The 12,016-nt window shown below is 70.9% G+C and carries 8 protein-coding genes and 1 riboswitch; all 8 genes read left to right on the top strand.

What is annotated here, in order from left to right:
- The first annotated feature begins 263 nt into the window (after positions 1-263).
- The gene (clsA, locus tag HDA32_RS16940) at positions 264-959 is read left to right on the top strand and encodes a cardiolipin synthase ClsA (protein ID WP_246335039.1); all 696 of its coding nucleotides are present in this window, start codon (positions 264-266) and stop codon (positions 957-959) included.
- Positions 960-1,014: 55 nt separating this feature from the next.
- A complete protein-coding gene (locus tag HDA32_RS16935) occupies positions 1,015-3,513 on the top strand; it encodes a mannose-1-phosphate guanyltransferase (RefSeq protein ID WP_179644115.1) in 2,499 nt (832 codons plus the stop codon).
- 474 nt (positions 3,514-3,987) lie between these two features.
- Complete coding sequence (locus HDA32_RS16930; protein WP_179644114.1) at positions 3,988-4,533, top strand: FHA domain-containing protein; 546 nt, start codon at positions 3,988-3,990, stop codon at positions 4,531-4,533.
- Positions 4,534-4,819: 286 nt separating this feature from the next.
- Positions 4,820-5,290, top strand: coding sequence for a bifunctional nuclease family protein (locus tag HDA32_RS16925; RefSeq protein ID WP_179644113.1), 471 nt, complete (start codon positions 4,820-4,822; stop codon positions 5,288-5,290).
- Between the two features lie 250 nt (positions 5,291-5,540).
- Positions 5,541-6,152 (top strand): MerR family transcriptional regulator, encoded by a 612-nt coding sequence (locus tag HDA32_RS16920; RefSeq protein ID WP_179644112.1) that lies wholly within the window; start codon positions 5,541-5,543, stop codon positions 6,150-6,152.
- Positions 6,153-6,312: 160 nt separating this feature from the next.
- A riboswitch (glycine riboswitch) is annotated at positions 6,313-6,400 on the top strand.
- A 110-nt stretch (positions 6,401-6,510) separates the two neighbouring features.
- On the top strand, positions 6,511-9,402 hold the full coding sequence (gene gcvP / locus HDA32_RS16915) for an aminomethyl-transferring glycine dehydrogenase (protein ID WP_179644111.1): 2,892 nt from the start codon (positions 6,511-6,513) through the stop codon (positions 9,400-9,402).
- 153 nt (positions 9,403-9,555) lie between these two features.
- Positions 9,556-10,155, top strand: coding sequence for a Uma2 family endonuclease (locus tag HDA32_RS16910; protein WP_179644110.1), 600 nt, complete (start codon positions 9,556-9,558; stop codon positions 10,153-10,155).
- A gap of 332 nt (positions 10,156-10,487) precedes the next feature.
- On the top strand, positions 10,488-11,678 hold the full coding sequence (locus HDA32_RS16905) for a tetratricopeptide repeat protein (protein ID WP_179644109.1): 1,191 nt from the start codon (positions 10,488-10,490) through the stop codon (positions 11,676-11,678).
- Positions 11,679-12,016: the final 338 nt, after the last annotated feature.

The following is a 12,016-nucleotide window of genomic DNA, read 5'->3' as shown; positions in this document are numbered from 1 at the left end:
CAGGCCCACCCCGCTCCCTCCCCGATTCCCGATGCATCCTTCCCTGGCAGGCAGGGCAGGGGGAGGATGGGATGGTTCGCGTATCTTGGACTTTTGTCTGTTATGTGAAGATCCGGCCTGGAGATGACACGCACCCGCCGCAGCGCGTTCCCGGGTGGCAGTGGGTAGGCTCGGCATCGGGAGAGGGAGGTGGGGTGGCGATCCATACGAATGCTGCGGACCCGGTGGAAGACCGCGTCTGGACGGTCCCGAACCTGCTCAGCATGGTGCGCCTGCTCGGGGTTCCCCTCTTCCTGTGGTTGGTGCTCGGGCCCAGGGCCGACTGGTGGGCGCTGGGCGTGCTGGCGTTCGCCGGCGTGTCGGACTGGCTGGACGGCAAGATCGCGCGGGCCTGGAACCAGACCAGCAGGCTGGGCATGTTCCTGGACCCCATGGCCGACCGGCTCTACATCTTCGCCGCCCTGCTGGGACTGGTCGTGCGCGACATCGTCCCGTGGTGGCTCATGGCGATCCTCGTGCTGCGCGACGTCCTCATCGTGGCCTCCCTGCCGATCCTGCGGCATTACGGCTACGGCCCCCTCCCGGTCAATTTCGCGGGCAAGGCGGCCACGCTGTGCCTGCTCTACTCCTTCCCGCTGCTGTTCATCGCCGGATATGAGGGCATTGTCGGCGATGTGGCGCAAATTGTGGGTTGGGCGTTCGCGATCTGGGGAACGGCTATTTACTGGTGGGCCGGATTGCTATATGCGGTTCAGGGTCTGCGACTGATCGGGCAGACCCGGCGGGCCGACCGCGCGACCGACCCGGGTATACAGCCCGCGGCGCGAGCGGCGGCCACGGCGAACGATCCACAGGTGATCGAAGGCGGTCAGGCGGCGCAGAAGCCGATCGACCGTCGAGCCGGCGACTCCGGGCCACCGTCCAGCGACAGCAGGAAGGGAGCGACGTCCCCACCATGAGAGCACGCCCAAGGGCGTTCCGCCGAACCGTGACAGGGGTCTGGGGGTGGCCCCGATGAAGGCGGTCGTGATGGCCGGGGGAGAGGGCACCCGGCTTCGCCCGATGACGGCCAACCAGCCCAAGCCACTTCTGCCGGTCGTGAACCGACCCATCATGGAACACGTGCTGCGTCTGCTCAAGCGGCACGGCTTCGACGACACGGTTGTGACCGTGCAGTTCCTCGCCACGCTGATCCGCAACTACTTCGGCGACGGCGAAGAGCTCGGCATGAACCTGCACTACGTGGCCGAGGAAGTCCCCCTCGGCACGGCGGGCAGCGTCAAGAACGCCGAGGAGCACCTCCGCGGCGAGCCGTTCATCGTCATCTCCGGAGACGCGCTCACCGACATCGACCTCACCGACATGGTGCGCTTCCACCGCGAGAACGGCGCGAAGGTGACGATCGGGCTCAAGCGGGTCGCCAACCCGCTGGAGTTCGGCATCATCATCGTCGACGAGCAGGGGCGCATCCAGCGGTTCCTGGAGAAGCCCACCTGGGGGCAGGTCTTCTCCGACACCGTCAACACCGGCATCTACATCATGGAGCCCGATGTCCTCGACCACGTCGCCGAGGGCGAGGTCGTCGACTGGTCGAAGGACGTCTTCCCCAAGCTGCTGGAGGAGGGCGCCCCGCTCTACGGCTACATCGCCGACGGCTACTGGGAGGACGTGGGCACCCACGAGAGCTACCTGCGCTCCCAGGCCGACGTGCTCTCCGGCAAGGTCGACGTGGAGATCGACGGCTTCGAGATGTCCCCGGGCATCTGGGTCGCCGAGGGCGCCGAGGTCGACGCCGACGCCGTCCTCAAGGGCCCGCTCTACATCGGCGACTACGCCAAGGTCGAGGCCGGGGCGGAGCTGCGCGAGTTCACCGTGCTCGGCAGCAACGTCGTCGTCCGCTCCGAGGCGTTCCTGCACCGGGCGGTGATCCACGACAACGTCTACGTCGGGGCCAGCACCAACCTGCGCGGCTGCGTCATCGGCAAGAACACCGACGTCATGGCGAGCACCCGGATCGAAGAGGGCACCGTCGTCGGCGAGGAATGCGTCATCGAGTCCGAGGCCTACCTGGCCAACGACATCAAGGTCTATCCCTTCAAGACGATCGAGGCCGGAGCGGTCGTCAACACCAACGTCATCTGGGAGTCGCGCGGGCAGCGCTCGCTGTTCGGTCCCCGCGGCGTCTCGGGCCTGATCAACGTGGAGATCACGCCCGAGCTCGCGGTGCGGCTGGCCAGCGCCTACGCCACCACGCTGAAGAAGGGCACGGTGGTCACCACCTCCAGGGACGTCTCCAGGGCGGCCCGCACCCTCAAGCGTGCCGTGATCAGCGCGTTGACCGCGGGCGCCATCAACGTCCAGGACCTGGAGGCCGTGCCGCTGCCGGTGGCGCGCTTCCACACCGGGCAGAGCGGGCTGGGCGGCGGCATCTCGCTGCGGACCACACCGGGCGACCCGCAGTCGGTCGACATCATCTTCCTCGACGAGAGCGGCGCCGACCTCTCGCCGGCCGCGCAGCGCAAGCTGGAGCGCGTGTTCTCCCGCCAGGAGTACCGCAGGGCCTTCCCCGGTGAGATCGCCGAGCTGTCCTTCCCCTCCCGAGGCGTGGAGAACTACGCGCACGAGCTGCTGCGCCGCATCGACACCTCCGGGGTGGCCGAGGCGGGGCTGAAGGTCGTCGTGGACTGCGCGGGCGGCACCGGATCGCTGATCCTGCCGGCGCTGCTGGGCCGGATCGGGGCCGACGTGCTCACCGTCAACAACCGGCTCGACGAGGCCTCGCCCACCGACACCCTGGCCAAGCAGATGCGCGACCTGCAGCGGCTGGGCGAGCTGGTGGCCTCCTCCAGGGCCGACTTCGGGGTGCGCTTCGACCCCGTGGCCGAACGGCTGGCCATCGTCGACGAGAACGGCGAGCTGGTCGACAACGAGCGGGCGCTGCTGGTGGTGCTGGACCTCGTGGCCGCCGAACGCCACGGCGGCCGGGTGGCGCTCCCGGTCACCACGACCAGGGTGGCCGAGCAGGTGGCCCGGTTCCACGGCGCCGAGGTGCAGTGGACGCCCACGGCCACCGACGAGCTCACCAAGGCCGCGATGGCCGACGACATCGTGTTCGCCGCCGACGGCAGGGGCGGGTTCGTCCTGCCGGAGTTCTCCCGCACCAGCGACGGCATCGCCGCGTTCGTTCGGCTGCTGGGGCTGGTGGCGCGCACCAAGCTGTCGCTCAGCCAGATCGACAAGCGGATCCCCGAGGCGCACCTGCTGCGCCGTTCGGTCCCCACCCCGTGGGCCGTCAAGGGCAGCGTCATGCGCGAGGTGGTGGAGGCCGCGGAGGGCCGCGAGATCGACACCACCGACGGCGTCCGGGTCCTTCAGCCCGGCGGCTCCTGGGCGCTGATCCTGCCCGACACCGCCGAGGCGGTCACCCACCTGTGGGCCGAAGGACCGGACAAGGACACCGCCCAACGGCTGCTGGAGGAGTGGGCCGCGGTGGTCGAGCGGGCCGAGGGCTGAGCGGGCCCCGCCTCCGGCCGCGCCCGGTCCGCGGGGTGCCTGCGCGGCGCCCCGCGGACGGCCGGCCAGCGGGGTCGGCGCGCCCGCGCCGCCACCCTCTCCCCGGTCCTGTCCGGCGGGGCGCGCCGGCGTCCGATGTCGGTCGGTGTCGGCTGATGTCGGCCGAAATCGGAGGGGAACGCGGGTGCGGGCGGGCACGGTCGGGGCACGGATATGGTTTAGAGTCGAGTGTTCCCGTCAGAACCACGACGTCCCCGCTCCTTTCGGCGGGACCACCGGTGAACGGAGGTGGCGGATGGCGCGAAGTGGGCCGATCATGGGAGATGAGAACTTGGGAGAACCCGCGTGGTGAGGCGGCGGGGCGGCGCGTGCCGCACTCCTCCCCGGCGGTGACCGGCGCATCCGGTCGCCCCGACCCGAAGAGCACCAGTCCGATCAAGCACCGCCCCGTGCGGTAGGAGGCCGAGCCGACCGATGTCGAGCGTTTACTGCACGCAGTGCGGTCACGCCGTTGCGGATGATGCCCGTTTCTGCTCCAACTGTGGTTCGCCCATCCGCAGGGCCGGACAGGAGGCCCCGCAGCCCCGCGAGCACCGCGACTCCGTCGGCGAGACCACGTCCACGATCTCCATCTCCGGCATCCAGGCCCTGGAGGCCGAGGCCGAGGCCGGCGAGGACGTCGGCACCGACCCCGGCGCCGTCGAGGCCCTGCCGCCGGGCACCGCGCTGCTGGTGGTCAAGCGGGGCCCCAACGCAGGGAGCCGCTTCCTGCTGGACAGCGACGTCACCACGGCCGGCCGGCACCCCAACAGCGACATCTTCCTGGACGACGTCACGGTGTCGCGCCGGCACGTGGAGTTCTTCCGTCGCGGGGAGTCCTTCGGCGTGCGCGACGTCGGCAGCCTCAACGGCACCTACGTCAACCGCGAGCGCATCGACGAGGCCGAGATCGGCGGCGGCGACGAGGTGCAGATCGGCAAGTTCCGCCTGGTGCTGCTGACCGGCCCGCGGCGCGGCTGAGCGGGCGCGGGGGCCGTGCGGCCGGCCCGCGCCCGGCAGAGGTTTGCACCACCTCCAAGCCGGACAGCCTTGTAACGAAGACCGCCACCGAGGCGCGACGCGGGGCGGGCCGTCCCGGTCCGCGTCGCGGGGGCACCGGCCGACACGGGTGTCCGGCGACCGCCGGACCGAGGCCCGGACCTCCTTTCCGACACGGTCGGGCATCGGCGGTGTACCGTGAAAGACGGAGCAGAGCACACCTTGGCGAGTGCCCCTCCGGCACGACAAGTCGTGGGACGGAGCCGCAGTGAAGCACATGGAGGTTGTCGGCGTCCGGGTCGAGATGCCCTCGAATCAACCGATCGTCCTGCTCAGGGAGTCGGATGGGGAGCGCTACCTGCCCATCTGGATCGGCGCGGTCGAAGCCACCGCCATCGCCCTGGCCCAGCAGGGCGTGATGCCCGCCCGACCACTCACCCATGACCTCTTCCGTGACGTGCTCGACGCCCTGGACGCGACCCTCAGCACCGTGAACATCACCGCTCTGCGCGACGGCATCTTCTACGCCGAGCTGGTGTTCTCCAACGGGGTCGAGGTCAGCGCCAGGCCGTCGGACTCCATCGCGCTCGCGCTGCGTACGGGTGCGCCCATCTACGCGCGCGACGACGTCATCGAGGAGGCCGGGGTGCCGATTCCCGACGAGCAGGAGGACGAGGTCGAGAAGTTCAGGGAGTTCCTGGACAACATCACGCCCGAGGACTTCGGACGCACCACCTGAAGATACGGGCATGGAACGGCGTCGGGGGCGCGACCCGGTGCCCGGGACCGCGGTCCCGGGCACCGGGTCGCGCCCCCGTTCATGTTTGCGCGGGCGTTCCCAGGGCAGTCGGAGGGGTTCTGCGACGCGCCGATGAGTGTCGTTGACGCTGTACATCCCACCGGCTTACCTTCTTGTCTGAAGGAACCCGCGGCGTAACTTTTATCTCCCCTTGTCGAACCGTCGCGGGTCGAGGAGCCGGAGGTTCGGCGTGGCGGTTATGAGCGGCAAGCAGCAAGCCTCCGACCACAGGCGTTCAGCGATACGGCGAGCCGGCGAGCAGGGCCTGCTGTGTGAAGAGGACGTGGTGGCGCTGCCAAAGGACGTCGGATACCGCGGTCCCGCAGCGTGCGCGGCCGCCGGAATCACCTACCGCCAGCTCGACTACTGGGCGAGGACCCGGCTGGTCGAGCCCAGCGTCGAGCCCGCGCGCGACTCGGGCGCTTCGGCCGCTCAGCGCCTGTACAGCTTCCGCGACATCCTGATCCTCAAGGTCGTCAAGCGGCTCCTCGACACCGGGATCTCCCTGCAGCAGATCCGCGCGTCGGTCCAGCACCTGCAGCGGCGCGGCGCCTCCGACCTCGCCCAGGTCACCCTCATGAGCGACGGCGTCAGCGTCTACGAGTGCACCTCGCCCGACGAGGTCGCCGACCTGCTGCAGAGCGGCCAGGGCGTGTTCGGCATCGCGCTGGGCCGGGTCTGGCGCGAACTGGAGGGATCGCTGAGCGAAGTGCCCGGCGAGCACCTCGACGCGCCGCTGCCCGACGACCCGCATCCCGCCGACGAGCTGGCGCGCCGCCGCAGGCAGCGCCGCACGGGCTGAACCGCCCTCTCGCCACCGCACCCCCCGCATCCAGTACGGTCGAAGAGTGACCTGTGCCCTCTGCGCGTCACAGTGGGTCACCGCGGAAGCGGGGCCCGCCGATCGCGGGGGCGCGCCGGTTACGGGATAATGCAGTGAGAACGCAATGAGAACCAGCCGTTGATACCACACGGGAGAGACCCTTCGCGGGGCGCCGACGGGGCAAGACTCCCCAGTAACCTCTCAGGCAAAAGGACCGTGTGGAGAGGCACTCTGGAGCACGGCGGGCGGTGACGCCCGTGGCGCGACCGCACGTTAGGTGACAGAGGGGGAGACCAAGGAGCAAGCCGCTCGCCGGCCCAGCGACCAGGAGGTCTCCATGCCCGACCAGCGCACCCACGAACCCTCTCCGGCCGTCGCGCCGGCGCGCGGTTTCGCCGACCGGCACATCGGCCCCGACCCGGCCGAACGCGCCGAGATGCTCAAGGCGGTGGGCTACGCCTCCACGGCCGAGCTCATGGCCGCGGCCGTGCCGGAGAGCATCCTGAACGGGCCGGGCGGCGCGGCCCCGCTGCGGCTGCCCGAGGCGGCCGACGAGGTCGGTGCACTGGCCGAACTGCGCGCGCTGGCCGACCGCAACCAGGTGCTGACCTCGATGATCGGGCTGGGCTACTACGACACCCTCACCCCGCCGGTCATCCTGCGCAACATCCTGGAGAACCCGGCCTGGTACACCGCCTACACCCCCTACCAGCCCGAGATCTCCCAGGGCCGCCTCGAGGCGCTGCTGAACTTCCAGACGGTGGTCGCCGACCTCACCGGGCTGCCGGTGAGCGGGGCCTCGCTGCTGGACGAGTCCACCGCGGCCGGCGAGGCGATGACGCTGGCCCGCCGCGCGACCAAGAGCGCGGGCTCCACCTTCATCGTCGACTCCGACGTCTTCCCCCAGACCCTGGCCGTGCTGCGCACCCGCGCCGAACCGCTGGGCATCGACGTCGTCGTGGCCGACCTCAGCGAAGGGCTGCCCGAGGGCGACGCGTTCGGCGTCCTCGTGCAGTACCCGGCGGCCGGCGGCGCGGTGCGCGACCCGAGCGCGATCATCGAGGCCGCGCACGAGCGCGGCGCGACGGCCGTGGTCGCCGCCGACATCCTGGCGCTGACCGTGCTGCGCAGCCCCGGCGAGCTCGGCGCCGACATCGCCGTCGGCTCCACCCAGCGCTTCGGCGTGCCGATGGGCTTCGGCGGCCCGCACGCCGGCTACATGTCGGTGCGCCAGGGCCTGCAGCGCCAGTTGCCGGGCCGGCTCGTCGGCGTTTCGGTGGACAACGCGGGCAGGCCCGCCTACCGGCTCGCCCTGCAGACCCGCGAGCAGCACATCCGGCGGGAGAAGGCCACCAGCAACATCTGCACCGCCCAGGTGCTGCTCGCGGTGATGGCCGGCATGTACGCGGTGTACCACGGACCGCGCGGCCTGCGCGCGATCGCCGAGCGGGTGCACGGCCACACCGTCCGGATCGCCGAGGGCCTGCGCGGTCTGGGCTTCGACGTGGCGCACCCCGCCTTCTTCGACACCCTGCGGGTGCGCGTGCCCGGCGGGGCCTCGGCCAAGGTCGCGGCCGCCCGCGAGCTCGGGATCAACCTGCTGCGGGTCGACGAGGACACGGTCGGCGTCTCCTGCGACGAGGCCACGACCGCCGACCAGGTCCGCAGGGTGCTGCTGGCCTTCGGCGGCTCCGGGAGCGGGGCCGCGGCGCAGGCCCCGGACGCGGCGCTGCCCGAGGCGCTGCGCCGCGACGTCGACTACCTGGCCCACCCGGTCTTCAACACCCACCGCAGCGAGACGGCCCTGCTGCGCTACATGCGCCGGCTCTCCGACAAGGACCTGGCGCTGGACCGCACGATGATCCCGCTGGGCTCGTGCACGATGAAGCTCAACGCCACGGCGGAGATGGAGTCCATCACCTGGCCGGAGTTCGCCCGGCTGCACCCGCTGGCGCCGCTGGAGCAGGCGGCCGGCACCGTCGCGCTGGTGCGGGACCTGGAGAGGTGGTTGGCCGAGGTCACCGGCTACGACGCCGTGTCGCTGCAGCCCAACGCCGGATCCCAGGGCGAGCTCGCCGGCCTGCTGGCCATCCGCGGCTACCACCGCGACCGCGGCGAGGAGGGCCGCGAGGTCTGCCTGATCCCCAGCTCCGCGCACGGCACCAACGCCGCCAGCGCCGTCATGGCCGGGATGCGGGTCGCCGTCGTGGCCTGCGACGACGGCGGCAACATCGATCTGGACGACCTGCACGCCAAGATCGACAAGCACCGCGACGCCCTCGCCGCGATCATGGTGACCTACCCCTCCACACACGGCGTCTACGAGAGCACGATCACCGAGGTGTGCCGCATGGTGCACGAGGCCGGCGGCCAGGTCTACGTCGACGGCGCGAACCTCAACGCGCTGCTGGGCTGGGCCAAGCCGGGCGAGTTCGGCGCCGACGTCAGCCACCTCAACCTGCACAAGACGTTCTGCATCCCGCACGGCGGCGGCGGCCCCGGCGTGGGCCCGGTGGCGGTCCGCTCCCACCTGGCCGGGTTCCTGCCCAACCACCCGGGCCAGCCCGACGCCGGCCCGCACACCGGGGTCGGGCCGGTCTCGGCCGCACCGTTCGGCTCCGCCGGCATCCTGCCGATCTCGTGGGCCTACATCCGGATGATGGGGGAGCAGGGCCTGCGCGACGCCACCGAGATGGCGGTGCTCAGCGCCAACTACGTGGCCAAGCGGCTGGCGCCGCACTACCCGGTGCTCTACACCGGCTCGGGCGGCCTGGTCGCCCACGAGTGCATCATCGACATCCGGGGCCTGGCCAAGCGGACCGGCGTCACCAACGAGGACGTCTCCAAGCGGCTCATCGACTACGGCTTCCACGCGCCGACGATGTCGTTCCCGGTGGCGGGCACGCTGATGGTCGAGCCGACCGAGAGCGAGGACCTGGCCGAGCTGGACCGGTTCATCGACGCGATGATCGCGATCCGCGGCGAGATCGACCGGGTCGCCGACGGCAGCTACGACGCCGAGGACAACCCGCTGAAGAACGCCCCGCACACCGCCGAGGCGCTCACCGCCGACGACTGGAAGCACGCCTACGCGCGCGCCGAGGGCGGCTACCCGCTGCCGTCCCTGCGGCTGAACAAGTACTGGGTCCCGGTGGGACGCATCGACCAGGCCTACGGCGACCGCAACCTGGTCTGCTCCTGCCCGGCCCCGGAGGCCTTCGAGGACTAGCGGCAGGTGAGGCGATAATGGTGGCGTCGGAACCCGTGGCGGCGGGTGCCGGCGCCACCGTCCGTTATCGGGTGGAACGCAGCGAGCACGGAAGAAACGTCACCGTCTTATGACAGGGTGTGATCGTCAGTGTCCGAAAAAGAGGAGTCAAAGATGACGACGTTCGCCCCTGAAAAGGCGACGGCGGCCGACGGAGGTCGGACGCCACAGTCGGTGGAACTCTTCGCCCTGCTCGATGCCATGGATCTTCCCCGGGGCGTACGGGCGGAGGTCCTGGATGGGGAAACGATCACCGTGTCCGCATGCCCTGTAGGCAAGCACCAGCGCAATGTCCGTGCGCTCGACCTCCAGCTCACCCCGCGGTTGCCGGAGGGGTATGACAACGAGACCTATCTGGAAATCCGCATGCCGCACCTGGACAGGAGCGTGGTTCCGGATCTCTTCGTCGCTCCGAAGGAGCTCCTGATCACGGACGATCATATGATCCCTCCGGATGATGTGCTGCTGGTCGCAGAGGTCGCCTCGAAGGGAAAGCCGAATCAGGACCGCGTCACCAAACTGGAGATCTACGCCGAGGCGGTCATCGAGTTCTACCTGCTGATCGATCCCTTGCAGGCCCAGGCCACGCTCTACTCCAATCCCCAGGCCAAGCAGTACAAGGAAAAGACCACGCGCGACTTCGGGGAGAAGCTGACGCTGCCCAAGCCCTTTGACTTCGACCTCGACACCGGAGAGTTCCTGCCCTACGGATGACCCGTGCCGACTCGGTGCGGAGTGTCCCGCCTGGACCGGTGCTGGTCCAGGCGGTGGCTCTCGGCGCGGTGGCGACTTCATCGGACGTCTCGATGGAGTGACTCCGGATCGCCGGACACCGACGATGACCCCCGTCGGGCATCCGGCCCCATCGCTCACTCTTTGAGATCTACGCCGTAAAGGTAGCTGCTATCTACTCTGAAGTTCCGTGTTTCCGGGCATGGACGATCGGCTTGCGTGGAACCGAGCGGCTAGTCTGAGAGCCGCCCGACCGGGTCGCGTCGCCGCGCGGGCCGGTGGAAGTCACCCCTCCGCGTTGAAAGTGGCCACGCATGACCGCGACGCACGGCGCCTCCGCCTCCGACGCCGCCTCCGACGGGCCGGACTACGCGAGCCTGTGCGACCAGGCGCGCGACCTGGCCGAGAGCGGCCACCTCAAACGAGCCGCGCAGGTGTACGAGCAGGTCCTGGCCGGCGAGGACCCCCGTTATCGGGCCCGTGCCGCGCTCGGGCTGGCCGTGGTGCGCCACGACTCCGGCGACGTCGGCGCGGCCCGCGAGGCCGACCTGATCGCGATCGGCACCGGCCACCCCGAGTTCGCCCCGCGCGCGGCCTACCACCTGGCCGTCTCCTACGAGGGCGCGGGCGCCGACCAGGAGGCCCGGGAGGCGTGGCGGCGGGTGCTGGACTTCGGCAACAACCGCTACACCCCGGCGGCGCACCACGGGCTCGCCCGGCTCGCGGAGGAGCGCGGCGACGTCGAGGGCGCGCGCGGGCACTGGGAGCGGGTGCTGGCGGCCGACGAGGCCGCGATCGTGCCGGAGGCGGCGCGCGACTACGCCGAGCGGCTGCTGGCCCGCGGTGCGGTGGACGCGGCCGCCGACGTCGTCCACCGGGGGCTGGCGGTGGGGGAGCACCCCGGGCTGCGGATGCTGCTCGGCGCGGTCCACGTGGAATGGGCGATCGGGGAGTTCGGGGCCGCGGTCGCGGACGCGGGCGACGCCGCGCGCGACGGGGTCCCCGTGGATCCCGGCACGGCCGGTGCCGCGGTGGAGCTGCTGGCCAGGCTGCTGGCCGTGCGCGGTGACGCCGACGGCGCGGGCGAGGCGTGGGAGCACGGGCTCGCCCACCCCGTCCCCGAGGTGGGCGACGAGGTCAGGGCACGGCTGCGGCGCGGTTTCCTCGCGCCCGATCCCGAGTCCGCCGAGCGGGCCGGCGCGGACGGCGATGCGGCCGCGGCGTGGTGGGACCCCTACATCGAGGCCGCCGTCGCCCAGGACAACGTGCCGTTGCTGACGGGTGAGCTGTTCCTGGCGGTCAACCAGATCTACACCCGGCTTGCGGTGCCGCTGGCGGGCAACGAGACGCACGCCGCGGTGCTGCGCGAGGCGATCGAGCAGGCGGTGCGCACGCCCGGCGAGTACGTGTGGGGGCGCGCCCTGCACGACGACTTCCGCGAGCGCCTGCGCCGGGCGGCCGGCAGCGGTGCCGACGTGCTGCCGGAGGGCTGGCCGGACGCATGAGCGGTAGTTCCCTCGCCGATCTCGACCTTGGGTTTCACCCTCGACCACAGGGGGTCTTGAAGGCCCGCTCCAGGAGAGGTGGAAGAGGCCTTGACTTCAGGGGGTCGTGAAGGCCGGCCCCAGGAGGGATGGCGTGCGGGTGGGCGATTCTCTCGCGTGGCCGAAGGCCCGTGGACGCGAAATCGCCCTCCCGCGCGCGAGGCGCACGCCGACACCATGGGCACAGGCCGACACCATGGTTTCGGCCCGGCGCCCGAGGTGGCGGCGTGCGTTCAGTCTTTGGGTCGGGGTTCAAACTCCTGTGGCCGGTGTTTCACGCGCTCGGTGGCCGAGGCGAG

Origin of the sequence: Spinactinospora alkalitolerans, from assembly GCF_013408795.1 — a bacterium.
In the GTDB taxonomy this organism is placed as follows: domain Bacteria; phylum Actinomycetota; class Actinomycetes; order Streptosporangiales; family Streptosporangiaceae; genus Spinactinospora; species Spinactinospora alkalitolerans.
This window is presented reverse-complemented; position numbering and strand designations above follow the sequence as displayed.

What these genes read in the sequence shown, in the direction of transcription:
- clsA (WP_246335039.1), top strand. Translation starts at nt 264, where the DNA reads ATGGTGCGCCTGCTCGGGGTTCCCCTCTTCCTGTGGTTGGTGCTCGGG.
- HDA32_RS16935 (WP_179644115.1), top strand. Translation starts at nt 1,015, where the DNA reads ATGAAGGCGGTCGTGATGGCCGGGGGAGAGGGCACCCGGCTTCGCCCG.
- HDA32_RS16930 (WP_179644114.1), top strand. Translation starts at nt 3,988, where the DNA reads ATGTCGAGCGTTTACTGCACGCAGTGCGGTCACGCCGTTGCGGATGAT.
- gcvP (WP_179644111.1), top strand. Translation starts at nt 6,511, where the DNA reads ATGCCCGACCAGCGCACCCACGAACCCTCTCCGGCCGTCGCGCCGGCG.
- HDA32_RS16910 (WP_179644110.1), top strand. Translation starts at nt 9,556, where the DNA reads ATGACGACGTTCGCCCCTGAAAAGGCGACGGCGGCCGACGGAGGTCGG.
- HDA32_RS16905 (WP_179644109.1), top strand. Translation starts at nt 10,488, where the DNA reads ATGACCGCGACGCACGGCGCCTCCGCCTCCGACGCCGCCTCCGACGGG.